The organism is Nocardia sp. NPDC003269 (assembly GCF_042888005.1).
Taxonomy (GTDB): domain Bacteria; phylum Actinomycetota; class Actinomycetes; order Mycobacteriales; family Mycobacteriaceae; genus Nocardia.
Genome location: NZ_JBIAPA010000002.1, coordinates 743153 through 768152, shown reverse-complemented (window position 1 = coordinate 768152; position 25000 = coordinate 743153). Strand labels below are relative to the sequence as shown.

Annotated in this window: 23 protein-coding genes; 9 read left to right on the top strand and 14 right to left on the bottom strand. The window is 71.2% G+C overall.

Annotation, left to right across the window (positions count from 1 at the left end):
- Positions 1 to 35 precede the first annotated feature (35 nt).
- Together ACFYWJ_RS13940 and ACFYWJ_RS13935 are read right to left on the bottom strand one after the other, a co-directional pair.
- Positions 36 to 725, bottom strand: coding sequence for a response regulator transcription factor (locus tag ACFYWJ_RS13940; RefSeq protein ID WP_355282694.1), 690 nt, complete (start codon positions 723 to 725; stop codon positions 36 to 38).
- A complete protein-coding gene (locus tag ACFYWJ_RS13935; RefSeq protein ID WP_355282691.1) occupies positions 722 to 2044 on the bottom strand; it encodes a histidine kinase in 1323 nt (440 codons plus the stop codon). The genes ACFYWJ_RS13940 and ACFYWJ_RS13935 overlap by 4 nt, the downstream gene beginning before the upstream one ends.
- A 156-nt stretch (positions 2045 to 2200) precedes the next feature.
- Between ACFYWJ_RS13935 and ACFYWJ_RS13930 the strand changes: the two genes are divergently transcribed.
- From ACFYWJ_RS13930 to ACFYWJ_RS13920, 3 genes are read left to right on the top strand one after another with little or no spacing between them, the layout of a single operon-like run.
- Positions 2201 to 2524, top strand: coding sequence for a hypothetical protein (locus ACFYWJ_RS13930; RefSeq protein WP_355282688.1), 324 nt, complete (start codon positions 2201 to 2203; stop codon positions 2522 to 2524).
- Positions 2525 to 2559: 35 nt separating this feature from the next.
- Positions 2560 to 3282, top strand: a complete 723-nt coding sequence (locus ACFYWJ_RS13925) for an ABC transporter ATP-binding protein (RefSeq protein WP_355282686.1) — start codon at positions 2560 to 2562, stop codon at positions 3280 to 3282.
- Positions 3279 to 5771 (top strand): FtsX-like permease family protein, encoded by a 2493-nt coding sequence (locus ACFYWJ_RS13920; RefSeq protein ID WP_355282683.1) that lies wholly within the window; start codon positions 3279 to 3281, stop codon positions 5769 to 5771. Before ACFYWJ_RS13925 ends, ACFYWJ_RS13920 begins: the two co-directional genes overlap by 4 nt.
- Before the next feature lie 109 nt (positions 5772 to 5880).
- On the opposite strand, the gene ACFYWJ_RS13915 is transcribed toward ACFYWJ_RS13920, so the two are convergent.
- Positions 5881 to 9228, bottom strand: a complete 3348-nt coding sequence (locus ACFYWJ_RS13915; RefSeq protein WP_387163241.1) for a protein kinase — start codon at positions 9226 to 9228, stop codon at positions 5881 to 5883.
- A gap of 196 nt (positions 9229 to 9424) precedes the next feature.
- Here ACFYWJ_RS13915 and ACFYWJ_RS13910 point away from each other — a divergent pair, with 196 nt between their 5' ends.
- On the top strand, positions 9425 to 10321 hold the full coding sequence (locus ACFYWJ_RS13910; protein WP_355284488.1) for a hypothetical protein: 897 nt from the start codon (positions 9425 to 9427) through the stop codon (positions 10319 to 10321).
- Positions 10322 to 10331: 10 nt separating this feature from the next.
- On the opposite strand, the gene ACFYWJ_RS13905 is transcribed toward ACFYWJ_RS13910, so the two are convergent.
- Positions 10332 to 10997, bottom strand: a complete 666-nt coding sequence (locus tag ACFYWJ_RS13905; RefSeq protein ID WP_355284485.1) for a response regulator transcription factor — start codon at positions 10995 to 10997, stop codon at positions 10332 to 10334.
- A 39-nt stretch (positions 10998 to 11036) separates the two neighbouring features.
- Positions 11037 to 12200, bottom strand: coding sequence for a histidine kinase (locus ACFYWJ_RS13900; protein ID WP_355284482.1), 1164 nt, complete (start codon positions 12198 to 12200; stop codon positions 11037 to 11039).
- Positions 12201 to 12365: 165 nt separating this feature from the next.
- Between ACFYWJ_RS13900 and ACFYWJ_RS13895 the strand changes: the two genes are divergently transcribed.
- Together ACFYWJ_RS13895 and ACFYWJ_RS13890 are read left to right on the top strand one after the other, a co-directional pair.
- Positions 12366 to 13139, top strand: coding sequence for a hypothetical protein (locus ACFYWJ_RS13895; RefSeq protein ID WP_355284479.1), 774 nt, complete (start codon positions 12366 to 12368; stop codon positions 13137 to 13139).
- Between the two features lie 40 nt (positions 13140 to 13179).
- A complete protein-coding gene (locus ACFYWJ_RS13890) occupies positions 13180 to 13614 on the top strand; it encodes an SRPBCC domain-containing protein (RefSeq protein WP_355284477.1) in 435 nt (144 codons plus the stop codon).
- Positions 13615 to 13669: 55 nt separating this feature from the next.
- Here ACFYWJ_RS13890 and gatA read toward each other — a convergent pair whose 3' ends face one another.
- The gene (gatA, locus tag ACFYWJ_RS13885; RefSeq protein WP_355284475.1) at positions 13670 to 15157 is read right to left on the bottom strand and encodes an Asp-tRNA(Asn)/Glu-tRNA(Gln) amidotransferase subunit GatA; all 1488 of its coding nucleotides are present in this window, start codon (positions 15155 to 15157) and stop codon (positions 13670 to 13672) included.
- A complete protein-coding gene (gatC, locus tag ACFYWJ_RS13880; RefSeq protein ID WP_067493225.1) occupies positions 15154 to 15450 on the bottom strand; it encodes an Asp-tRNA(Asn)/Glu-tRNA(Gln) amidotransferase subunit GatC in 297 nt (98 codons plus the stop codon). Before gatC ends, gatA begins: the two co-directional genes overlap by 4 nt.
- Positions 15451 to 15665: 215 nt before the next feature.
- Between gatC and ACFYWJ_RS13875 the strand changes: the two genes are divergently transcribed.
- Positions 15666 to 16316 carry an amino acid-binding protein gene (locus tag ACFYWJ_RS13875; protein ID WP_355284472.1) on the top strand — a complete coding sequence of 217 codons (651 nt, stop codon included), beginning with the start codon at positions 15666 to 15668 and terminating at the stop codon, positions 16314 to 16316.
- Here ACFYWJ_RS13875 and ACFYWJ_RS13870 read toward each other — a convergent pair.
- From ACFYWJ_RS13870 to ACFYWJ_RS13850, 5 genes are all read right to left on the bottom strand, one after another.
- The gene (locus tag ACFYWJ_RS13870) at positions 16309 to 16830 is read right to left on the bottom strand and encodes a GNAT family N-acetyltransferase (protein WP_355284469.1); all 522 of its coding nucleotides are present in this window, start codon (positions 16828 to 16830) and stop codon (positions 16309 to 16311) included. The genes ACFYWJ_RS13875 and ACFYWJ_RS13870 overlap by 8 nt on opposite strands.
- A gap of 66 nt (positions 16831 to 16896) precedes the next feature.
- Positions 16897 to 17244, bottom strand: a complete 348-nt coding sequence (locus tag ACFYWJ_RS13865) for a hypothetical protein (protein WP_355284467.1) — start codon at positions 17242 to 17244, stop codon at positions 16897 to 16899.
- A gap of 52 nt (positions 17245 to 17296) precedes the next feature.
- Positions 17297 to 18481 (bottom strand): ATP-binding protein, encoded by a 1185-nt coding sequence (locus tag ACFYWJ_RS13860; RefSeq protein WP_355284464.1) that lies wholly within the window; start codon positions 18479 to 18481, stop codon positions 17297 to 17299.
- A 138-nt stretch (positions 18482 to 18619) separates the two neighbouring features.
- A complete protein-coding gene (locus tag ACFYWJ_RS13855) occupies positions 18620 to 19426 on the bottom strand; it encodes an ABC transporter permease (protein WP_355284462.1) in 807 nt (268 codons plus the stop codon).
- Positions 19423 to 20361 carry an ATP-binding cassette domain-containing protein gene (locus ACFYWJ_RS13850; protein ID WP_355284459.1) on the bottom strand — a complete coding sequence of 313 codons (939 nt, stop codon included), beginning with the start codon at positions 20359 to 20361 and terminating at the stop codon, positions 19423 to 19425. Before ACFYWJ_RS13850 ends, ACFYWJ_RS13855 begins: the two co-directional genes overlap by 4 nt.
- 120 nt (positions 20362 to 20481) lie before the next feature.
- Between ACFYWJ_RS13850 and ACFYWJ_RS13845 the strand changes: the two genes are divergently transcribed.
- Both ACFYWJ_RS13845 and ACFYWJ_RS13840 read left to right on the top strand, forming a co-directional pair.
- Positions 20482 to 21120: a PadR family transcriptional regulator gene (locus ACFYWJ_RS13845; RefSeq protein WP_355284457.1), complete on the top strand. Its 639-nt coding sequence runs from the start codon at positions 20482 to 20484 to the stop codon at positions 21118 to 21120.
- Positions 21121 to 21245: 125 nt separating this feature from the next.
- Complete coding sequence (locus ACFYWJ_RS13840) at positions 21246 to 21596, top strand: hypothetical protein (protein WP_218721917.1); 351 nt, start codon at positions 21246 to 21248, stop codon at positions 21594 to 21596.
- 45 nt (positions 21597 to 21641) lie between these two features.
- Here ACFYWJ_RS13840 and ligA read toward each other — a convergent pair whose 3' ends face one another.
- Both ligA and ACFYWJ_RS13830 read right to left on the bottom strand, forming a co-directional pair.
- Positions 21642 to 23738: an NAD-dependent DNA ligase LigA gene (gene ligA, locus ACFYWJ_RS13835; protein WP_355284494.1), complete on the bottom strand. Its 2097-nt coding sequence runs from the start codon at positions 23736 to 23738 to the stop codon at positions 21642 to 21644.
- Positions 23739 to 23845: 107 nt separating this feature from the next.
- On the bottom strand, positions 23846 to 24922 hold the full coding sequence (locus ACFYWJ_RS13830; protein ID WP_355284454.1) for a methionine synthase: 1077 nt from the start codon (positions 24920 to 24922) through the stop codon (positions 23846 to 23848).
- Between the last annotated feature and the right edge of the window lie 78 nt (positions 24923 to 25000).

Genomic DNA, 25000 nt, shown 5'->3' with positions numbered 1-25000 from the left:
GCCTCCCACTTCTCGCATGCCCGAAGACCTGCTCGTCAGAAGGAGGATTCTCCCGGTGTCACCACGCCGTGGTCAAACGCGAACACGATGGCGGCGGCGCGATCGCGCAGGTCGAGCTTGCCGAAAATGTGTCCGACGTGGCTTTTCACGGTGACTTCGGAGATGCCGAGTTCGGCGGCGATCTCGCTGTTGACCCGGCCTCGGCCGATCAATTCGAACACCTCGTACTCGCGCGCGGTGAGTTCGCCGAGCCGTCGATCGGTCCGGGTCCCGCTCGGTTTGACGGTCCGGTAGGCGGTGAGCACCCGGCCGGTGACCGAGGGGTCGAGCCACGCGCCGCCCGCCGCCACCGTGCGCACCGCGCGGATCAGGTCCTCGGCGGGTGAGTCCTTCAACAGGAACCCGGCCGCGCCCGCGCGCAGTGCGCCGGAGAGCAATTGGTCGTCGTCGAAAGTGGTGAGGACGAGCACCGGCGGCGCGTCCGGGCGGGCCCGCAGCAACCGCGTCGCATCGATGCCGCCGACCCGCTTCATCCGCAGGTCCATCAGCACCACGTCGGGACGATCGGCGGCGACGGCGGCCACCACCTCGTCACCGTCGGCGCACTCGCTGACGGTGAAGCCGTCGCGTCGGCGCAGGATCCGGCGCAGTCCACCGCGCACCAGTTCCTGATCGTCGACGACGAGCACCGTCACCGGGTTGTCGATCGGCGCCGCGGCCGTCACATGTCCTCCTGGGGTCGGGGCTTGAGCATGCTGGGCAGCATGGCCGTGATGGTGGCGCACGCGCCGGATTTGAGCGGGAACCGCGCGCGCACCGTCCACCCGTCGCCCGCGGCGCCCGCGCTGATCGAGCCGCCGAGCAGTTCGGTGCGCTTGCGCATGCCGCGCAGTCCCATGCCGATGTCGCGGCGCGGCGGCGGACCGAGCGGCATCGCGTTGGTCACCACCAGAACGGCCGCCTCGGTGGTGACGTCGAGGCACACCGTCGCCGGGGTGCCGGGCGCGTGCTTGGCGACATTGGCCAGCGATTCCTGCCCGATCCGGTACAGCGCGTGCCCGACAGCGCCCTCGATGACGGCCAGGTCGCCGGTGCGGTCGTAGTCGACGGTGAGCCCGGCGCGGCGGAAGTCACCGACGAGTTCGTCGATGTCGGCGGCGCTGGGCTCGGGGGTGAGCTGCGCGGGGCCGGAGTCGAGCATGCCGACCGTGCGCCGGATATCGGCCATGGCCTGGCGGCCGAGCCGTTCGGCGTCGACGAGCGCGTCGACCGCCTCGGTGACGTCGTCGTCGGTCTGCAACGCGCGTCGGGCCGCGGTCAGGTGCAGCAGGGTGATCGAGAGCGAATGCGCGATCACGTCGTGCACCTCGCGGGCGATCCGGCGCCGTTCCTCGTCGGCCGCCTGACCGGCGCGAATGGCCTGGTTCTCGCGCTCCTGATAGAGGAAACGGCGCTGATATTGCAGCAGCACCCCGACGAAGACACCGAGAATCACGCCGAGCACGTACATCGGCAGTCCCTGCAACCGCTCGCCCGAGCCCCACTGCACGTGGCCGGCGAGGTCGAAGGCGACCAGTTCCAGGATCGCCAGCAGGGTGAATCCGACGGTGATGCCGCGCGTCGCGACCGCGGCCACCTCCCCGGCGACGATCACCAGCACGAACGGCGCGAAATCGGCGTCGACCGGCTGCAGCAGGAACAGCCCGGTCGACAGCAGCGCCGACCCCTTCAGCAGCGCCGGATGCGGCTTCACCCCGAAGATCGCGAACAGCGGGATCGGCAGGAAGGCGGTGGCCATCGCGATCAGCGGCAGCGGGCTCGGGAAGTAGGAGTGCCGCTGGATCACGGCCGCGCCGGTGATCACCAGCAGGGCCAGGTCGGCGCCGATGATCACGGCGGGCGGGTAGTCGTAGGGCAGCGACTCGATGCGCTCGCGGCAGATGTCGAGCGCCCGCCGGAACCCGTCGCGCGGGCGGCTCGCGAGCCGCCGCCAGCGACTGCGCAAGCCCGCGGGGTGCGCGGGAAGGGCGTGACTCACCTCCATGAGGCAAGGCTAGCCGCCGGGCCATCGGCTCGTCATCGTCCCGGGAACGGGCCCGGCCTCCTACCGGGGTAGGAGGAGAAGTCGGGTCCCGGGCACGACGATTCCGGTGCGGCGCGACCGTAGCGTTGGCCACATCGCTCACGGAAGGTGAAGCCCATGACCTGGACCGATCAGCATCGACGCACCGAGATCGTGCACACCGTGCTCGCCAGGGCAGCGATCGACCCGAACGACCCCGCCCTGTTCGCCGGTCTCCCCGAGGTGGATCGCCTCTTCGGCGGCCCCGACGGACTGCTGCAAGCCCTGGCCTACCGCTGGAACAACCACCTGCGCGCCAAGCTCGAACAGGCCGAGATCGAGGGACATTCCGCGGTCGAGGCCTATCTGGAACTGGCCGCCGAGCAGCCGGCGCTACGGGCAATTCTCGACGCGCGCGCGACGACCGTGCAGACTACCCGTACCCGCGCCTTCGCGCGCTGACTTCCCGACAACCGAAAACCCCTGGGGGACACGATATGCCGGACAACGATTCGCCGCAGCCGCCGATGCTCGAGTTGACGCGGGTGGTCAAGCAGTATCACGTCGGCGATCAGCAGGTGCGCGCGCTCGACGAGGTGAGCATGCGCATCGAGGCAGGCCAGTTCACCTCGATCATCGGGCCCTCCGGCTCGGGCAAGAGCACCCTGCTCCATCTGCTGGGCGCGCTGGACCGGCCCGACGAGGGCTCGATCCGGTTCCGCGGCACCGAGATCGGCGATCTGAGCGAGGACGCGCAGGCGGCGTTCCGATTGCAGCAGGTCGGTTTCGTCTTCCAGTTCTTCAACCTGCTGCCGACGCTGTCGGCCTGGGAGAACGTGGCCGTACCGAAGTTGCTGGACGGCACCGGATTACGCAAGGCCAAGCCGCGCGCGCTGGAACTGCTCGAGCTGGTCGGTCTCGGCGAACGCGCCCAGCACCGGCCCGCCGAGCTCTCCGGTGGGCAGATGCAGCGCGTCGCGGTGGCGCGCGCGCTGATCATGGATCCGCCGCTGATCCTGGCCGACGAGCCCACCGGCAACCTGGATTCCAAGACGGGCGCGGCGATCCTCGATCTGCTGGGTGAGATCACCGCGCAGGGCAATTCGGTGGTGATGGTGACCCACGACATGGGCGCGGTCGCCCACTGCGACCGGGTGATCACCCTGCACGACGGCCGCATCGACGCCGACGACATCGTCCAGGCGAGGGTGGACGCATGATCGCCGCCTTCTGGGATCGCCTGCGGCTGTTCAACATCGGTGAACTGGTCCGGCATCCCGGTCGCACCTTCATGTCGACGGCGGTGATGTCGGTGTCGGCGGCACTGCTGGTCGCCGTGCTCAGCATCTCCGGCTCGGTCACCGGCTCGGTCGACAAGCTCACCCAGGGTCTGGCCGGGGACGGCGTCCTGGAGGTCACCGGCATCACCGACGCCGGCTTCGAGCAGTCCCTGCTCACCCGGATCGCGGCGACGCCCGGGGTGACCAAGGCGGTGCCGATGCTGCGCAGCACGCTCGGCGCAGGCCCCGACCGGGCGCTGCTGATCGGCGCCGACGCCACCATCACCGCCCTCGGCAGCGACCTGGCCGGGCCGATGTCGAAGTACACCAACAAGCTGCTCACCACGCCGAAGGGTGTGCTGGTCGGCGCCGCGATGGGCCTGAAGGAGGGCGACAGCGTCCCGATCGGCTGGGGCACCGCCACTGTCGCGGGCGTCCTCGACGACGAGGCGAGCAACCGGCTCAACGGTGGCCACCTGGTCGCCGCCCCACTGCCGCTGGCGCAGCTGCTGCTCGACCGGGTCGACAAGCTGGACTCGGTGCAGATCATCGCCGCGCCCGGCACCGATATCGCGAAGCTGCGCGCCGACCTCACCGCGGTGGTCGACGGCCGCGCCGTGGTCGCCGAGCCCAGCCTGCGGACCGCGCAGGCGGGTGGCGCGATCCAGATCATGCGGTACTCCACGCTGATGTCCTCGGCGGCGGCGCTGATGGTCTCGGCGTTCCTGATCTACAACGCGATGAGCATGGCGGTGGCCCAGCGCAGGCCGACGCTGTCGCTGCTGCGCGCGATCGGCAGTCAGCGCGGGCCGATGGTGCGCGACCTGCTCGTCGAGGCGGCGCTGCTCGGGCTCATCGGCGGTGCCATCGGCGCGGCGGTCGGCGCGGCCATGGGCCGGTTCGCGATCGGGCGCCTGCCCGCCGCCATCGTCCAGTCGGTGGAGGCGCGCACCGAGTTCATGGTGCCGAATTACGCGGTGCCCGTGGCCATCGCGGCCTGTGTCGTCGCCACGGTGCTGGCGGCGGCGATCGCGGCCAGGCAGGTGTACAAGGTCGCGCCCGTCGAGGCGCTCGCGCCGGTGGAGGCCACGGTCGGCGCGTCGTCGAGCAAGCCGCTACGCTGGGCCGCCCTGATCGGCGGCCTCGGCTTCGCGGCCGCGGCGGTGACCCTGGCCGCGCTCGATCTCGGCCGGCTCTCGCTCGCCTCGATCTCGACCTCCTTCGCCGCGGCCGTCCTGCTGTGTTTCGCCGCGACCGGACCGATCGTGCGCGCCGCCGCGGGCATCGCGCGCTGGTTCGGTGCCCCCGGCGCGCTCGGCGCCACCACCCTGGAGCGGGCGCCGCGTCGCGTCTGGGCGACCGCGATGACGGTGATGATCGGCGTCGCGGCCGTCGTCGCGCTCGGCGGCGCGTCGGGCAATATGGTCGACTCCGCCACCGACTCGTTCCAGAGCCTCGGCGACGCCGACCTCTACGTGAGTGCCAGTCCGGTGGAACAGTTCCCGACCGGTCCGGTGCTGCCGCCCGAGATCGCCGAGCGGGTGGCCGCCGTGCCGGGCGTCGAGCACGTGCGGCCCGCGCAGATGGCGTTCGCGACGGTCGGCAGTGGGCGGGTCATGCTGCAGGGCTACCCGCCCAGCTACGACGATGCCCGGCTCGGCGCGGTCGACAAGGCCGTGATCGATCAGCTGGGCCGTGGTGAGGGCGTCGTCATCACCAGGGACGTGGCCCGGTCGATGCACCTGGCCGTCGGCGACGAGACCACCATGCCGACGCCGTCGGGTGAGCGGACCGTGCGGGTGCTGCAGGTGATTCCGTACTTCACCGCCGTGTCCGGCGTGGTGATGATGAGCCTGGATCAGATGCGGGAGTGGTATCAGCGGCCCGGTGAGACGATCCTGGCGCTGAAGTTCGCGCCCGGCGCGGACCCGGCAGCGGTGCGGGCCGCTGTCCGTGCGGAGGTGCCGCAGGAGATCCACATCGACAGCGGCGCCGACGCGGTGAACGCCATCTCGTCGAGCGTGCAGCAGGGCGCGGCGATGAGCAACATGATCCTGTGGATCGTCGTCCTGGTGGCGACGGTGGCGCTGCTCAACACGCTGATGCTGTCGGTCCTGGAGCGGCGCCGCGAACTCGGCGTCCTGCGGGCCATGGGCACCAACCGCAAGTTCCTGCTGCGCTCGGTGCTGGCCGAGGCCGCGGGCATCGGATTCATCGGCGCCGCCATCGGACTCGTCGTCGGAGCGGCCGTGCAGTACCTGGCGACCGTGGCGATCGGGCACGCGATGACGATCGACATCGCCTACCGGCCGAGCCCGCTGCTGGTGGTCTACGGCGCCGTCGCCCTCGGGCTGGCGCTGCTCGGGTCCATTCCGCCCGCCTTCCGCGCGGCCCGGATGCCGATCGTGGCGGCGCTGGCGGTCGACTGAGTTCCGTTCCGTCGCGGCGGCATCCGAGGAGGACGCCGCGACGGTGGGCTCTGCGATCAGGCGAGTCGAGTGACGCTGTGGCGGTGCACCTTCCGCTGAATTCGCAGCGTCACAGTGGCACTTCCTCCCACCAGGCGATCACCTCGTCCTGGGCGGTCGGGCGGGGCGCCCCCGCCATGCCGCTGCTGCCCCGGCGGCTCACCGCGATCACGTATTTCGCGCGGGTCGAGTCGTCGGGGAAGCTCACGACCTGGTGGGCGGTCTGGGTACGCACGCTGGCCTGGTCGGGAACCACCCAGCGGCGCAACGAGAACGGCACCCCGTCCTTGTTCCCCTGGTACCGCACCGCCGCGGGCATCGCCTCCACCACCGACCGCGCCTGCGCCGCCGTCGGATACTCCAGCACCAGGTAACTCACCGACCCGGCACTGTTGTCGGTCCGCTCGCACTGCCAGCCCGCGCTGATCGGATTCCACTGCAGCGCGGGCTCTTTCCACTGCAACTCGCTCACCCCGCGCACGGCGACGCACTGCGCGCCCCGATACCCCTCGCCTTCGGCCACCGCCCCCTGCGGAACCAGCGTCGGAAACACCCGCCTGCTCGCCACGAACGCATCCCCCACCACCGCCGCCGCCGAACTCGACGGCCCCTTGGCCGTCCCACCCGCCGCGTCCACGTCCTCGTCCCCGTCGGGCAGCACCACGACCACCAACGCCACCAGCAACCCCACCAGCGCGAACACCAACGCCGCCAGCAACAACCACCCCAACCGATGCACCCGCGACATCCGCCGCCGCACCGGCCGCCGCGGCCCCACCCACGGCCCATGCCCCACCGGCGGCCCCATCGGCGGCCCACCGGGCACACCACCCGCCTGAGGCGAGCCACTCGATACAGCACCCGCCTGCGGTGATGCGCCCGGCACGCCACCCGGTTGCGGCGAGACATCGGGCCCGCCACCGTACTGCGGTAATCCGTCCTCGGGCGGGACGACCTGGTGCTGAGCGCCCCCTTGTCCGGCGGGCGCCCCGTAGGTCGCACCCGTTCCCCCCGCGAGCCCAACCTCGATATCGCTGTAGCGGGGCACGCCACCATCCTGGGCGCCGCCCTGCCCAGCATCCGGTCCTCGCTCGTCACCGGTGGCCACGCCGAGGTGTGGCGATCCCCCCGCCCCAGGCGCCGCATCCGGCTCATCGCCTGTCGAAACCGGCAGTTCCGATCCCGCTTGCGGCGCCCTACAGTCCGGCGCGACGCTGTGCTGCGGCGAACCCTCCGGTCCCAGATCGGATTCGACGGCCATCCCCCGCTCGTCGCCGACCGGCGCGGAATGACCTGTCGCCTTGTGCCGCTCGCCGCCCTGCTGCGCCGAACCTCCGCGCCCGAGATTCGGGTCGATCGCCGCGCCGCGGCCCTTCTCCGGCTCCACGGGGTGATCAGCCGCTCGCGTCGACCCCGTCGCGCCACCTGCCGACTGGCCGTCCGCAGACCCCGATCCGGCACCAGCGGCGGCCGCGGAATCGACTCGAGCGCTGTCTGATTCGTGGATCGGGCTTGCGCTGTTCGCCGAGCGCGCAACCGGCGTCACCTCGGTCAGCGCATTCGCGTTCGCGGTATCCAACTGCCCGGTGTCCGGCATCGGCACCACATCGGTCACGACCGAATCGGTATCCGCAGGTCCCCCGGTCGAGGCGGAACCTTCAGCCCTGCGATTCTTTTCGCTGGACGAACGCTCCCCACCTCCGACGGCGCCACGGCCCGTCGCCGAATTCCCTGACGACTGCGCGGCCGCTCCAGCAACAACCCCGGGCACCGCGGCCGACACACCATCGGCGCTCTCCCCCACCTGCCGAGACCCGCCTTCGTCACCGGCTCTCGCCCGATCGCCCACGAACTGCGTACCACCCGGCGACCCGACTACCGAAGGTGACTGCGCACCAGGCAGATCCGCACCACGCGGTTGTCCTGCGGGCGGCTCCGTCGGTTGGGCGCCGGGCGCCGGTGGCACGGCGGGAACCGGGCCACTCGGCGGCTGGGTCGAGGGCGGTTGAGCGGCAACATGATTCGGGGCCGGAGGCGCGACCGGTGCCTGCGATCCCGGCTGCGCACTCGGCTGCGCACTCGGCATCTGTGGTGCCACGGGTGAAGCAGCGACCGGTGGATGCGGACGGACAGACGCTTGGTCCGCTCCGGGCGGCTGGACGCCGTACTGCGCCACTGGCGGCTGCTGCACCACCGGCGGCTGCGCTCCCGGCGATTGCTGCGCCACGGGCGGCTGAACACCAGGTTGCGCCGCAGGCTGCTGCACCACCGGTGGATGCGCACCCTGTTGCGCTACCGGCGATTGCTGCACCACAGGAGGCTGCACACCAGGCTGCGCCGCAGGAGGCTGGGCGGCCGGACCAGGGTGCGGTGCAGCGTATCCGGCAGGGGGTGGGGCGGGGGCCCGGGGCGGGGCGGGGGTGGGAGGTTGGTGGGGTGGGCGCCACGCGGGGTGGGGGGTGGGCGGTATCGGCTGGGCGGGGGTGGGGCCGTAGCCGGGGGGCTGGGGTGGGTAGGGGCCCGCCGGGGCGGGTGGGTAGAAGGTGGGGGTGTTGGCCGGGGGGCGGGGTAGGGAGGGTGGGGTGTTGGACGTGAGGGCCTGGCGGGCGGCCTTGGCGAACGCGGCGCACGAGTCGAAGCGGGCCGCGGGGTATTTGGCCATGGCGGCGGCGAGGACGGCGTCCAGGGCGGGTGGGAGGCCCTGGCGACGCAGGGCCAGGGGTGGCGGGTTGAGGTAGAGGGTGCCGCGGATGATCTCGTTCGGGTCGGGCGAGTCGAACGGCGCGACGCCGGTGAGCAGCCAGTACAGGGCGCACGCCAGGGAGTACTGGTCGGAGCGGTGGTCGAGTTCGGCGCCGGTCATCTGTTCGGGCGAGGCGTAGGCCAGGGTCGCGGTGAACATGCCCTGCTGGGTGAGGTGGGTGGAATCGGCGCGCAGGCGGGCGATGCCGAAGTCGGTGAGGAACACCCGCTCGCCCTGTCCGCCGCTGGAGCGGGCCAGCAGGATGTTGGCCGGCTTCACGTCCCGGTGCAGCACGCCCCTGCCGTGCGCGTAATCCAGTGCGTCGGCGACCCCTTCGATGATCTGCACGGCCCGTTCGGGCGGCAGCGCCATCGGATCGACGGTCGCCGCGTCGATCCCGTCGACGTACTGCATGCTGATCCACAGCTGCTCGCCCTCGGTCCCCCGGTCGAAGACGGTGACGATGCCAGGGTGGTCGAGCCCGGCCGCCAGATCGGCCTCCCGTTCGAACCGGGCGCGCACCCGTTCGTCGGCGAACAGGTCGCGATTGAGCAGCTTGAGCGCGGTCAGCCGGTCCAGTCGCGGATGCCGTGCCAGGTACACCGTGCCCATGCCGCCCTGGCCGAGCATCCGCTCGATGGTGAACCCGGCGAACACCTCACCGATGTCGAGCACTGCGACCCCCTTCCGGCGCCTGTGGCGGACCAGCATGGCACCCGCGCAGCGGCGTGACCACGTTCATTCGAATTCTCGCCGAAAATCGGTGAAACTTGCTAACGGTCGTCCGGTATTGTCCGGGCGCGCTCGACGAGTAGTTTGCACCGCCGAAGCAGGGCGCCGACGCGCAGTGGGTGGTGGGGAGGATTCGGTGGTGAAGTCGTCCGGAAAGGCGGCTGCCTGTCGCAGGCTGCTGCAGTGTGTGGTGCTGGCCTCGGCCGTGCTGTCCGCCTCGTGTGCCCTGCCGGGCACCCCGACCGCCGTGAGCGCCCCCACGGTCACGGTGAACAGCGAAGACGCCTGGCACCCCGGGCTGTCCATCATGCTGCCCGATTCGCTGGCCGCGGAGTTCACCCAGCTGCAGGCCCAACTGCCGGGCCAGGTCGGCATGGCGCTGATGCCGGTCGGCGGCGGCCGGATGACGATCTACGGCGACTGGACCACCGGCATCGCCTGGTCGACGATCAAGGTCCCGCTGGCCGTCGCCGCGCTGCGCCACGATCAGGACCAGTCCATCTTCGAGATGGTCGAGGCCGCGATCACGGTGTCGGACAACGACGCCGCCGAGGGCCTGTGGGAGTCCCTCGGCGACGGCGAGGAGGCCGCCGAGGCCGTGCAGGAGGTCCTCGACGAGGCGGGCGACATCTCCACCGACAAGGCGAACCTGCGCACCGAACTCGACTACACCTCCTTCGGCGGCACCGAATGGTCGCTGGCCAACCAGGTCCGGTTCGCCTCGCGGCTGCCCTGCCTGCCGCACACCGAGCTGGTCCGGCAGCTGATGGGCGAGATCACGCCCGAACAGGGCTGGGGCCTGGGCCAGCTCGACGGCACCGAGTTCAAGGGCGGCTGGGGCCCCGACGACGACACCGGCGTCTACACCGTGCGCCAGTTCGGGCTGGTGCCGGTCGGCAGCGGCCAGCTGGCGGTCGCCCTTGCCGCGCAAGCGGATTCGGGTACCTTCGACGACACCACCGCCCTGCTGGACCGGATGGCGCTGCTGCTGGCGCGGCACCTGCCGGAGTTGCGCGGCGGCGTCTGCCCGCGCTGAGCGCACCGGCTCAGCCGGGGACGACCAGGCCGGATTCATAGGCCAGCACCACCGCCTGCGCCCGATCGCGCAGCCCGAGCTTCGAGAAGACCTTGGAGACATGGGTTTTCACGGTCTGCTCGGCGACGAACAACGCCTCGGCGATCTCGGTGTTCGACAGTCCCTTGGCGACCAGTTCGAGCACTTCCCGCTCGCGCGGGGTCAGCGAGCCGAGCGCGGGCGCGGCGGGCGGGCGCACGGTGTTGCGCCTGCGGGTGACGTCGGCGATCAGGCGCCGGGTGATCGTCGGCGCCAGCAGCGCCTCACCGTCCGCGACAACCCGGACCGCGCGCACCAGTTCCTCGGCGGGCGCGTCCTTGAGCAGGAACCCGCTCGCGCCCAGGCTCAGCGCCTCGTAGACGTAGTCGTCGATGTCGAAGGTGGTCAGCATCAGCACCCGGACCGGCGGGTCGAACCCGGCGGCCAGGATGGCGCGGGCGGCGTCGAGACCGTTCATCTCCGGCATCCGCACGTCCATCAGCACCACGTCGGGGCGCAACCGCTTGGCCTCGGCCACCGCGACCCGGCCGTCGGGCGCGTCACCGATGACGCTGATGTCGGGCTGGGCGGCCAGCAGCGCGCCGAAACCCTGCCGCACCATCGCCTGGTCGTCGGCGATCAAAACGGTAATAGCCACTCGACCACCCTAATGGGCGCACCGACGATGCGAAGAGGCCTACGGCGTGGGCAGTTTCGCCGACACCTCGAAGCCACCGTCCGGGGTGGGCCCGGCGGCGAGTTCACCACCGACCGCCTCCACCCTGGTCCGCATGCCGTCGATCCCGTGTCCGCCGCCCGCGCCCGGCCCGCCGACAGCCACCGCGGCCGCGTTGCGCACGGTCACCAGGACCACCCCGGGATCGACCGCGACGGCGACGTGCACCGGCGCGCCCGGCGCGTGCCTGGCCGAGTTCGCCATCGACTCCTGCACCACGCGATACACGGTCAGCCCGGTCGTCTCCGGCACCGTCGCCAGGTCACCATGCACGGTCCACTCGACCGGCAGGCCCGCCCGCTGGGCCGAGGCGCACAGCTCGGGCACGTCGGCCGCGCGCGGTTGCGGCGCGTGCTCGGGCAGCTGACCGTCGCTGCGCAGCACCCCGAGCAGGCCGCGGATCTCGTTGAGCGCGGTCCGCGCGGTGGCGCCGATGGACTCGAACTCCGCGCGCGCGGCCGGGTCGAGATCGTCGATCCGGTAGGGCGCTGTCTGCGCCTGCACCACCACCATGGACATGTGGTGGGCGACCACATCGTGCAGGTCACGGGCGATGCGCGCCTTCTCCTCGAGGATCGCCCTGCGCGCGCGTTCGAGTTCGGTGACCTCCTCCTGCCGCTCCAGCTTGCGCCGCGAGGCGACCACGGTGCGCAGCAGGTAGCCGAACAGCGCGAGCGCGCCGAAGCCGACCACCCAGCCCCACAGCGGACCGTCGGCCGAGCCGGGCATGGTGGTGGCGAACAGCATCGACTGCGCCGCCCAGGCCACCACGATGATCGGCACCGCGGCCCGCAGCGCCACCGCGAACAGCAGCACGAACAGCACGATGATGTGCACGACCTGGAACGGCAGGTCGTTGTCCGGCAGCGGCGACATCCCGATCGAGAACAGCAGCGCGGCGCCCGCCGAGATCGCCCAGCCAAGGGCCGGGTTGACCCGCACGAACAGGATCGGGAACACCGCCATGGCCGACAGCAGCGGCGCCAGGGCCGCAGGCACGTCGTGGGTGACGAACAGCGTCGGCCAGGCGATGCTGTACAGGGTCAGCGCGACCGCCACCGTCGCGAGGTCGAACCAGGTTCGCGCGGTGATGCGGCGCGCGGCGGGGCGCAGTTGTCCGGGCATGGCTCGAGCCTACGAACCGTCCGGTGAGCGGACCTCATACCCACGAACGATTTCGGACCCCCTACCCTGGTGTGACCCCGGCGCCGGGTCACCCGCCCGCGCGCCCCGAGAACCGGTCCACAGCGGGATGCCCGCCCCCGGACCCGCTCCTTACCGTCGGAGGCCATGAACACCCCGCTTCGCCCGGTACCCGCCGCTCGCCGTGCCCGTACCGCCGTCTCCGCCGCCTCCGCCTCGTCGACCACCGACACCCCGGCCGAAGCCCCGCACCGTCGCCGCAGCGGGGTCGCCCTGTGCACCGCGGGGCTGGCGATGGCCGCCGCCGTCGTCATGTCGGCGCCCGGCGCCATGGGCACCACGCCCGGTGCCGACACCGAGAACGCGGCCGCCGCCGCGGTGGTGCGCGCGCTCACCGACGACGATCCCGACGCCACCGCGCTGATCCCCCGCGACTTCGGCTACAAGTTCGGCTACGACCCGGCCCAGCAGGACGGGCTGCTGGTCAACCCGAACGGCAGCTGCTCCTCCCCGGTGACGCTGCCCGCCGAGTTCGGCCCCGCCTGCAAGGCCCACGACCTGGGCTACGACATGCTCCGCTACGCCGAACGGGTCGACGAACCACTGGGCCCGTGGGCGCGGCGCTCGGTGGACGCGGCGCTGAACCGGCGCATCCACGCGGCCTGTGAGCTGCGCGACGACGAGTTCTCCCGGGCCCGCTGCGGGGTGATGGCCGATATCGCGTTCACCGCGGTCGACGTGAACTCGCGCAGGCAGGAGTACGGCGCCCCGGTGGTCGAGAACGTCTTCGCGACGACCGACCCGGCCGACCGCCCGAACCTCTGGCCGCTGGCCAGGACGGTGCTCGGCCTGTTCGCGGTGACGGCGGCCTCGGCGGTCATCATCGACGCGCTGCGCAAGCGCCGCAGGCGGCTGGGCTGACCTGGTTGCCGAAAACTAGAACATGTCCTAGTTTTTCCGCATGGCCCTCACTATCGACGAAACGATCGAGATCGACGCCCCCGCCGAGACGGTGTGGCAGGTGCTCACCGATTTCGACCGCTACGGCGAATGGAACACCTTCTGCTACGAGGCGGCGACCACCCTGGAGCCCGGCTCGCCCATCGACATGCAGGTGCAGCTCGGCCCCAACCGCCGCCCGCAGCGCGAGTGGATCCGCACCAACACCCCCGGCGCGGAGTTCAGCTACGCGATGAAGCCGGTGCCGCTGGGTGCCCTGCACAGCCTGCGCTCGCACACCGTGGTCGTGCTCGGCCCGAACCGCACCCGCTACGAGTCGCGGTTCACCCTGGCCGGCTGGCTCAGCCCGGTCGTCGAACTCGCCCTGGGCAAGCATCTGCGCGCCGGTTTCGCCGCGATGACCGCGGGCGTCGGCAAGCGCGCGACCGAGATCTGAAAAACGGGGTGCGCCAGGCCGATCCGGCCCAGCGCACCCCGCTGCGTGGTGGCTGTCAGACGCCCGCGGGCGCGGGCAGCGCGCCACGCGCCGCCTCGTAGGCCGCGCCCACCCGGTACAGGCGGTCGTCGGCCAGCGCGGGCGCCATGATCTGCAGGCCCACCGGCAGGTTGTCCTCGGCCGAGAGCCCCGACGGCACCGACATGCCGCAGTGCCCGGCCAGGTTGGTCGGCAGCGTGCACAGGTCGGACAGGTACATGGCCAGCGGGTCGTCGACCTTCTCGCCCAGCTTCCACGGGGTGAACGGGCTGGTCGGCGAGACCAGCACGTCGACCTGCTCGTAGGCGGCGTCGAAGTCGCGCGCGATCATCGTGCGGACCTTGAGCGCCTGACCGTAGTAGGCGTCGTAGTAGCCGGCCGAGAGCGCGTAGGTGCCGATGATGATGCGGCGCTTCACCTCGGGACCGAACCCGGCCTCGCGGGTCAGCGACATCACCTGGTCGGCGCTGTGGCTGCCGTCGTCACCGACACGCAGGCCGTAGCGCATGGCGTCGAAGCGCGCCAGGTTCGACGACACCTCCGACGGCATCACCAGGTAGTACGAGGACAGCGCGTACTCGAAGTTCGGGCACGACACCTCCACCACCTCGGCGCCGAGTTCCTTCAGCACCGCGACCGCGGCGTCGAAGGAGGCCAGCACGCCGGGCTGGTAACTGTCGGAATGCAATTCGCGCACCACGCCGACCCGCACGCCGCTCAGATCACCGTTGGCGCCGAGCTTGGCCGCCTCGACCACCGGGGCCACCGGAACGTCGCGGGAGGTGGAGTCACGCGGGTCGTACCCGGCGATCACCTCGTGCAGCAGCGCGGTGTCGAGCACCGTGCGACCACACGGACCGCCCTGGTCCAGCGAGGACGCGCAGGCGACCAGGCCGTAGCGCGAGACGGTGCCGTAGGTGGGCTTCACGCCGACCGTCGCGGTGACCGCGGCGGGCTGCCGGATCGAGCCGCCGGTGTCGGTGCCGATCGCCAGCGGCGCCTGGAACGAGGCCAGCGCCGCCGCCGAACCGCCGCCGGAACCACCCGGGATGCGGGTGGTGTCCCAGGGGTTGCGAGTCGGGCCGTAGGCCGAGTTCTCGGTGGAGGAGCCCATCGCGAACTCGTCCATGTTGGTCTTGCCCAGGATCGGGATGCCCGCGGCGCGCAGCCGCGCGGTGACCGTCGCGTCGTAGGGCGACATCCAGCCCTCCAGCACCTTCGAAGCGCAGGTGGTGGGCATGTCGGTGGTGGTGAAAACGTCCTTGAGCGCCAACGGGACTCCCGCCAGCGGCGAGGCGGGCGTCTCGCCCGCGGCCAGCGCGGCGTCGACCACGGCGGCCGCGGCCAGTGCCTCGTCCCCGGCGACGTGCAGGAACGCGTTGAGCTCACCGTCGACCGCGGCGATCCGATCCAGGTGCGCCCGGGTGACCTCGGTGGAGGACACCTCGCCGCCGTGGATCTTGGCCGCCAGCTCGGCCGCCGACAGCGTGGTCAGCTCGCTCATTCGCCCTCTCCCAGAATCTGCGGGACCAGGAAACGCTGCTCTTCCACGGCCGGCGCCTGGTCCAGCGCCTGCTCGGGAGTCAGACCGGGCACGACCACATCGGGCCTGGTCACATTGGTCGTCGGGTTCGGCGACGCGGTGGCGGGGACGTCGGCGGCGACCTCGGAGATGGTCCGCACGTGGCTGAGGATCGAATCCAGCTGACCGGCGAACTGGTCGAGTTCGGCGTCGGTCAACGCCAGCCGGGACAGCCGGGCGAGGTGAGCGACCTCGTCACGGGAGATTGCGGGCACCGCGGGACCCCTTTCGGCATAGGTATGGGAACTAGTTGCTGACAGCCTATCGAGGGCGGCGGACGGTGCCGGACGCACCCGCCTCGCGCGAAAGTTCGCGCATGTCGCGCCCCGGGGCGCATACTTCGACTCGATAGCCCGCGCTCGGGGGTGTAAGTATTGCGTCACCGGGTATTCGTGTCGAACAGCCCCGGCCGCCTAGGAAAGGAACGCACGTGTCATACCTGCTCCGCGTGCAACTTCCGGATCGACCGGGAAGCCTCGGCTCCCTGGCACTCGCCCTCGGCGGGGTCGGCGCGGACATCCTCTCGCTCGACGTGGTCGAGCGTGGCGCCGGATTCGCGATCGACGATCTGGTGGTCGAGGTGCCCACCGGCGCGCTGCCCGACACCCTGATCACCGCCGCGGAGTCCGTCCACGACGTGAGCGTGGACTCGATCCGGCCCTACTCCGGCGTCCTCGACACCCATCGTGAGCTCGAGCTGATCGATCAGGTCGCCAGCGCGCGCGACGATCGTCTGCAGGTCCTCGTCGACGGTGTGCCGCGGGTGCTGCGGGTGGGCTGGTCGACGATCATCGGGATGGGCCCGGCCGGCGCCTACCGGGTCGTCGGCAGCCCGAGTGCGCCTGAGACGCAAGCGGGTTCGGCGCCGTGGATGCCGCTGGAGAAGCCGTCCTGGCTCGACGGCGAAGCCGACTGGGTGCCGCAGATCTGGCGCGACATGGACACCAAACTGGCCGCCGCCCCGCTGGGCAGCACCGGCAAGTCGCTGCTGCTCGGCCGCCCCGGCGGCCCCGACTTCCGCCCGTCGGAAGTGGCGCGGCTGGGCTATCTGGCCGGCATCGTCGCGACCGTGCTCAGCTGAGCGCCAGGCGCATCACATACAGCTGCAGGCCGTCGTTGGTGGACCAATTGCGTTCCGGCACACCGACGAAACCCAGTCGCTCGTAGATGCGGTGCGCGTCGACCATCGTGCCCATGGTGGTCAGCGCCACCGCCGCGTAGCCACCGGCGCGCGCCTCGTCGATCACGGCGCGCACCAACGCCGTTCCCACCCCGAGGCCGCGCGCGTCCTTGGCCACCGCGAGCATCCGGAACTCCAGCTCGCCCGGTAACGCGATCTCGGCGTAGCGGGTGCCCGGCTGCGCGACGGTGAGCGAGCCGGCGACCTTGCCGTCGTGTACGGCGACCAGCACCTGGGCCTCGGCGGCCCGGTGGGTGACGTCGCCCAGCTCCTGGACGTAGCTGTCGTCTTCGTCGACATAGCCGTCGCCCACATACACCTGCACGGTCAGCGCGGAGATGGCGGCGAATTCCTCGGGGCGGGCGGTCCGGATCCGGACGCCGTTCCCCGGGGTCTGATGGTGGTTACCCTGCATCCGGGCATGATCCCACCCCGGCCGTTGTGATCTGAAACTCACCCATGTCTCACCGGGGCGGTGAGCTCACGACCCGAGGTAGGACCGCAGGCCGGGATGCTGGGCCACCCACCGGTCGGGGTTGCGCGGCGGATAGACGACCAGCAGCTGATCGCCGATCGACGGCCACTGCGCGGCGTCCCAGGCGAAGCGCCGGTACACCACCGTCCCTGGCACGGACGGGCCGATCAGGGTGCCGGTGATGGTCACGTAGTGCTCGCCGGTCATCGCGGGCAGCGGGCTGACGCCGGTGATGTAGAGCGAACCCTGTTCCAGGTTCGCGCCGCCGCCGCGGCCGATCCGGTGGGCGGCGACGGCGCCGATCGTCACGACCAGCATCGTCACCATGGCCGCGGCCATCACCACTTCGAGCATGCCGCCCATGGTAGGCCCACCCCGCGCGACCGGCGTCGGCCCCGCGGCCACGTCACAGTGGCGTGAGCTCGCTGACGCCCTGTTCCCGGCGCAGCTGCCAGACCGCGGCGCGGGTGCGCTGCGAGCGGCCGTTGCCCCGGTCGATCAGCGCGCGCTGGGCGGTGGTGTAGATCAGTTGCGCGCCACGCGCGTTGGTCTCCGGGTTCTGGAACAGCTGCACCAGCCGGTCGGTCTCCTCCACCGGCAGGCCCGCGCCGAGATCGTCGACCGCGAGCACCTGGCCGGTGTCGAGCGCCTCGAGCATGGCGGGCAGCACCCGCAGCAGCGCACGGGTCGCGGTGGATTCGTCGGCGAGTTCGAACGGCACGTCGATGCCCTCGTGCACCAGGCTCAGCGCGGCGCCGCGCCGGTCCACCATCCGCCGGTAGAGCGCGTCGCGGGCGGCGCGCAGGGTGCTCAGTTCCCGGTCCAGCAGAATCGGATCGGCGCCGCCGTGGTCGAGTTGCGCTGCCAGCGCGGCGATCTCGGCGTCGAGGTCGCGCAGGTAGTCCGCGTACATCGGATCGTGTTCGGCGACAAGCAGATCCTCGATGCCCAGATCCGCCGTCCGCAACAGCATCAGCAGCCGGGCCGCGTTGTCGGGCGAGCGCGAGATGTGACCGCCCAGATCCCGCGCGAGCTCCTCGACGCCCGCCTCGCCCTGCTGTACCCGCAGGTTCGCGGCGAACCAGCGATACGCGGGCACCAGCGCTTCGGCGTACATCTGCCCCGCCAGGCTCAGCAGCAGCGCGTTCGGCCGCACCAGCGGAACCAGCGCCGCCACGCCGTAGCGGGCCGCCTCGAACATCGGCCCGATCTTGACCTGATCGCCGTTGCGCTCGAACACGATCCGCTTGCGCGAGCGCGGATGGGTGTACAGCCATTCCGCGATCACATCGACATTGTCGAGCCGGAAGCCGTAGGTGTAGGGCACGCCCTCGGCCACGAACCCGGCGACGAACTCGGTCGGCCGATCCGCGAATCCGAGATGCGGCCTGCGCACCGGCCCCGCGTACGGGTCCCATCCGCTCACCGAGTGCAGCACCGCGTCACGCATCTGCGCGAGCGCGTCGACCAGGCTCGTCTTCCCCGACGCCGCCACGCCGTGCACGGCGGTCACCGGCACGGCGACCGGACTGCCGCTCCCTTTGCTCAACCGCAATTGCTGCGCCTCGGCCAGCGATCGGTGATTGGTCACCTGAAAACTACGCAGCAAGGGTCGTCCGCCTCTCCGAGATCCTTCGCAAGACTAGGCGACGGCGCACCCGTGCACGCGGTAGGCGTGCGGCGCCCGGCCGAGCCGGCGCGCCGCGCTCGGCCGCAGCGCGCCGGACGGCTAGCGGCTCAGGTCCCGGAACCGCCGCACCGCCAGCGGGAAGAACACCGCGAGCAGGGCCACCGGCCAGACCACCGCGAGCAGTTCCGCGTTGGTCGCGGCCCAGCTGTCACCGGCCGCGACCGGGTTGCCGAACAGGCCGCGCACCGCCGTCGCCGTCGCCGACATGGGATTCCACTCGACGACCGCGCCCAGCCACGACGGCATCGATTCGGGCGCGGCGATGGCGTTGGAGAGGAAGGCGATCGGCCAGACCAGGATCTGCACCGCCTGCACCAGTTCCGGTGTGCCCGCGACCATCGCCAGGTAGATGCCGATCCACAGCATCGCGAACCGGAGCAGCAACAGCAGCCCGACCGCCCCCAGGAACGCGGCGACGCCGCCGTGCCAGCGCCAGCCGATCGCGTACCCGACCGCGATCAGCACCGTCAGCCCGACCGCCGATTGCAGCATGTCGGCGATACTGCGCCCGACCAGGACCGCGGCCGAGTTCATCGGCATCGAGCGGAACCGGTCGATGACGCCCTTGTCGAGGTCCTGGGTGACCGCGAGCATCGTCGATTCGAGGCCGAAGGCCATGGTCATCGTCAGCATGCCGGGGACCAGGTAGTCCTCGAAGTCACCGTCGACGCCCCGGCCGCCGCCGATCAGGTAGCTGAACATCACCAGCAGCATCACCGGGAAGACCAGACCGACGACCACCTGCACGGGCTGGCGCGCCCAGTGCGCCAGCTCGCGCCGGGTCATCGTCCACGAGTCGGCCACCGCCCAGCTCAGCGCCGACGGTGCCGGTTGCGTCGTGCTCATGCCGCGTTCTCCTTCGTCAGGTGCAGGAAGACCTCGTCGAGCGTCGGGCGCCGGACCGCGATGTCTTCCGGTTCGATCCCGTTCGCCGCCAGAGCCCGGACGGTCTCGGTCAGGGCCGCCATCCGGTCGCCGACGGCGGCGCTGACCATCCGCCGGTCCTCGTCGACCACGGTCTCGCCGGGCAGCAGCGACGCCGTGCGCGCCAGGTCGGCGGTGTGGTGCAGGACCACGTCGATGCGGTCGCCGCCCGTCTCGGACTTCAGCTCGTCGGCCGTGCCCGCCGCGATGACCCGGCCGTGGTCGATCACCGAGATCCGGTCGGCCAGCTGATCGGCCTCCTCCAGGTACTGCGTGGTCAGCAGCACGGTGGTGCCGCCGTCCACCAGGGACCGCACCGAATTCCACACCTCCGTGCGCCCCCGGGGATCGAGCCCGGTCGTCGGCTCGTCCAGGAAGAGCACTTCGGGTTCGGCGATGAGCGAGGCCGCGAGGTCGAGCCGTCGCCGCATGCCGCCGCTGTACTGCTTGACGGCCTTGGTCCCGGTATCCCCGAGCCCGAACCGCGCCAGCAGCTCGTCGGCCCGGACGCCGGCGCGCCGCGCGCCCAGGTGATAGAGGCGCCCGAACATCTCCAGGTTCTGCCGACCGCTGAGTTCCTCGTCGACCGCCGCGCTCTGACCGAGCAGCCCGATCCGCGCGCGCACCCGATCGGCGTCCGCGCGCACATCGAGACCGGCCACTTCGACGCGCCCCGCGTCGGGACGCAGCAGCGTCGACATGATGCGCACCGCCGTGGTCTTGCCCGCGCCGTTCGGGCCGAGGACCGCGTGGACGGTCCCGGCCCGGACCGTGAGGTCGAGCCCGTCGAGCGCCCGTTCGGCTCCGTAGTTCTTCCGTAGTCCTTCGACGACTATCGCCTGGTCGTGGTTGGTCACTACACCCCTCCGCCACTCAGTGGTCAAACTTGACTAGACGGCCACGGTACGACTCCGGTCGCGATTAGTCAAACTTGAATACTGCTACCTTGGTCACCGGTGATCGGAAGGGAGACAGCCATGTCAGCGATCCGCCTGCTGGTCCTGGGCGCGGTCCGGCAGCACGGTCGGGCGCACGGCTATCAGGTGCGCAACGACCTGGAGTTCTGGGGCGCCCACGAGTGGTCCAACGCCAAGCCGGGCTCGATCTATCACGCGCTCAAGCAGATGGCCAAGCAGGGACTGCTCGTCGAGCACGAGGTCGCGCCGAGCACGGTCGGCGGCCCACCGCGGGTCGAGTACGAGATCAACGACAAGGGCACCGCGGAGTACTTCGCGCTGCTCCGCCAGGCCCTGACCTCCTACGACCAGAAGATGGACATGCTCTCGGCGGGAATCGGCTTCATCGTCGACCTCCCCCGCGCCGAGGCCGTCGCCCTGCTCGAACAGCGGATCGCCGGCCTCACCCAGTGGCGCTCCTCGGTCACCGAGTACTACGCCCCCGAGCAGGGACCCGCACAGCTCGGCCACATCGGCGAGATCATGAACATGTGGATCCACTCGGCCGACAGCGAAGCCGCCTGGACCCACGGCCTGATCGCGCGCATCCGCGACGGCGCCTACACCTTCGCCGACGAGGGCGACCCTTTCGTCGGCGTCCTCGCCGACGACGAGCCGAACCCCTTCGCGACCGGCCCGCACCCCGAGGACCCCGCCTAGGACACCGCTCACCCCAGACGGTGTCCGCCGTGGCCGGGCGTGTTCGGCGCGGACGCACTAGCATGCTGGGCACCGCGGCCGCCCGGTCGGCGGAGCTGAGTCGACGACGAGGATGGGTGCGCGGGATGGCTGTTCGGATGATGGTTCGCGGAGTTGTCGTCGCGGCGGTGACCGCGGGCGCCGTGGTGCCGGTGGTGCTGAGCGCGCCGAGCGCGGTGGCCGATCCGTGCCCGAACGGGACCGCCCGGGTGTTCCTCGGGAACGAGACGAATTCCTGTCAGGGCGCCGGGTCGGTGTCCTACACCGACGGGCCGGTGTCGAAGGTGTGCTCGATGTCGGGGACGCATGTGGCCGTCGACATCCAGACCAATATCAAGAAGCGGCCGACCCGCCACGTGGAGATCAGCAACGGGCAGTGCTCGAGCTTCGACATGAAGACCCAGATCGGCAACACCGTCACCGTCACCCCGCACTGAGCGAGGCCGGGATCGGCCCGCCCACGGCGGACCCCGACCGGGCGACTACTCGTCCTCGGTGGCGTCCGGCGCCGGGGTGACCGCGGCGGGTCCGCCCGCCAGCAGTGCCCGGAAGCCGTCCTCGTCGAGGATCGGGACGCCGAGTTCCTCGGCCTTGGCCGCCTTCGAGCCGGGCGCGTCGCCGATCACCACGAACGCCGTCTTCTTCGACACCGAGCCCGCCGCCTTGCCGCCGCGCACCAGGATCGCCTCCTTGGCGCCGTCGCGGGTGAAGGTCTGCAACGAGCCGGTGACGACGATGGACAGGCCCTCGAGCGTGCGCTCGATGGAGTCGTCGCGTTCGTCTTCCATGCGCACGCCCGCCGCGCGCCACTTGTCGACGATGGCGCGATGCCAGTCGACGGTGAACCACTCGACGACGGCCGCCGCGATGGTGGGACCGACGCCGTCGGTGGCCGCGAGCTCTTCGCCGGTCGCCGCTTCGATGCGATCCAGGCTCGCGAATTCGGAGGCCAGCGCGCGAGCGGCGGTCGGTCCGACGTGCCGGATCGACAGGCCGACGAGCACCCGCCACAGCGGAGTGTCCTTGGCGGCGTTCAGGTTCTCCAGCAGGCGCGCGCCGTTGGCCGACAGCGCACCGTCCTGCTTCGTGAACAGCGGGACACCGAGCAGCCCCTGCTCGTCGAGCGCGAACAGGTCGCCCTCGTCGGTGATGGCACCCGAGGTGAGCAGCGCGTTGGCGGCCTCGTAGCCGAGGGCTTCGATGTCGAAGGCGCCGCGGCCGGCCAGGTGGAACACGCGTTCGCGCAGCTGGGCCGGGCAGTGCCGCTGGTTGGGGCAGCGGATGTCGGCGTCGCCCTCCTTGGCAGGCGCCAGTTCGGTGCCGCATTCGGGACAGTGCGTCGGCATCACGAACTCGCGTTCGTCGCCGGTCCGGGCGTCGACGACCGGGCCGAGGACCTCGGGGATCACGTCGCCCGCCTTGCGGATGGTGACGGTGTCGCCGATCAGCACGCCCTTGCGCTTCACCTCGGAGGCGTTGTGCAGGGTGGCCATGGCGACGGTCGAGCCGGCGATGGAGACCGGCGCCATCACCGCGAACGGGGTGACCCGGCCGGTGCGGCCGACGTTCACCTCGATGTTGAGCAGCGTCGTCGTCGCCTCTTCCGGCGGGTACTTGTAGGCGATGGCCCAGCGCGGGGCCCGCGAGGTGGAGCCGAGGCGGCGCTGCAACGCCAGCTCGTCGATCTTGATCACCTGGCCGTCGATCTCGTGCTCGATGTCGTGGCGGTGTTCGCCCCAGTAGGCGACCCGCTCGATGACGGCATCGATGCCCTTGACCAGCCGGGTGTGCTCGGAGACCGGCAGGCCCCAGGCGGTCAGCGCCTGGTAGGCCTCGTGCTGGGACTCCGGGCGGTAGCCCTCGATCCGGCCGAAGCCGTGACAGATCATCCGCAGCCTGCGCTGGGCGGTGATCGCCGGGTTCTTCTGGCGCAGCGAACCGGCGGCGGTATTGCGCGGATTCGCGTACGGCGGTTTGCCTTCGGCGACGATCTGGGCGTTGAGGGTCTCGAAGTCCGCGAGCCGGAAGTAGACCTCGCCGCGCACTTCCAGCAGCTCGGGGATCGGGAAGTCCGCGCTCGGGGTGAGTTCGGCCGGGATGTCTTCGATGGTGCGCGCGTTGAGGGTGACGTCCTCGCCGGTGCGGCCGTCGCCGCGGGTCGCGCCGCGCACCAGTCTGCCGTTCTCGTACACCAGGTTCAGCGCGACGCCGTCGATCTTGACCTCGCACAGGTAGTGCAGGTCCGGCCCGGTCTCGGCCTCCACCCGGCTCGCCCAGGCGCGCAGTTCGTCGTAGTCGAAGACGTTGTCCAGCGACAGCATTCGTTCGAGATGGTCGACGGCGGTGAAGTCGGTGGCGAAGCCGCCGCCGACGAGCTGGGTCGGCGAATCCGGCGTCCGCAGATCCGGGTGGGCGTCCTCGAGCGCCTGCAATCGCCGCAGCAGGGTGTCGAACTCACCGTCGGTGATGATCGGCGCGTCGCGCACGTAGTAGCGGAACTGGTGCTCGCGCACCTCGTCCGCCAGCTGCTGCCACTGCACCCGCTGCTCGGGGCTCGCGCCCACCGGCTCGGCACCCACGGAAACCACGCTGTCGCTGTCACTCACCTGTCGAACACTAGTCGAGCCCACCGACACTTCCGGCCACCGTTACCGCACGTCGCGGGGGCATTCCGGGCTGATCTCCGTCAGTCGAGCGAGATCGACTCCGGCTCCTCGGCGAAGGCGCGGGCGACCTCGCCGGTGAGCGTGATGGCCTTGCGCGCCCAGGGCAGCGGTGCGCCGGCCAGGCCGCAGGCGGGGGTGACCAGGATCTGCTCGGCGAGGACACGGCGCGGGAAACCGAGGCGGTCGATCAGGCGGACGCCGGGTTCGGCGACGGTGCGCCAGGTGGGCGGGGTGGCGGGCGGCGCGGTCGGGGTCAGGCCGAGCGCGATCTTCTTGCCGGAGTCGAGGATCTCGCCGAGGGCGTCCAGGTCGGCGGTGGTGAGCGTGGCCGCGTCGAAGGAGATCGCGGCGGCGGCGCTGCGGCCCAGGGTGGTGAGGGCGGGGCGGGTGGCGCAGGTGTGCAGCAGGACCGGCGCGGGCTGAGCGGTGATCACCGTGTCGAGGATGTGCAGCGCCTCCGGTTCGGGGAGCGCGCGGATGGTGTTGAGAATGCTCGGACCCCGGAGCGAGCCGTCGAGCACAGTGGTGAGCCGGGGTTCGTCGAGCTGGACGACCACCTGGGCCCCTAGCCGCCGGGCGACCTCGGCCGCATGCCGGGCCAGCCCTTCGGCGAGGGACTCCGAAAGATCGCGCACCGCACCGGAATCGGTGAGGATCCGGTGCCCGCCGGGCAGCTCGACCTCGGCGGCGAGAGTCAGCGGGCCCGCGGACTGGATCTTCACCACGCGGCCCGTGCCCGCCAGACCCGCTGTCTCCCAGGCTTCTTCGATGGCGTCGAGGTCTTCGTTCAGCAGGTCCCTGGCCCGGCGTGACACCGCGCCGGGCCGGGCGCCCAACCGGTAGCCGCGGGTGGTGGAATCGAAGCGCAGGTCGACCAGCAGCGCCGAGACCCGCCCGATCATGTCCGCGCCGACACCGCGATCGGGCAGCTCGACCAGGTGCGGGAGATCAGCGAGTTCGCCGATGATCGTCGCGGCCGCCTCGCGCGGATCGGTGCCGGGCCACGAGCCGACACCCGTCGCGGTGCCACCGGCGAGCGGAACGACCGGCTCCGGTGCGGCCGTCTCCTGCGAGTTCTCGCTGCGCCACAATGTCACGCGCTCAACACCTTTCGATTCATCGAACGCCGGTCGCCGCCGGTCACCATCCTGCCCCGCACCACGGCGGCGGCCTCG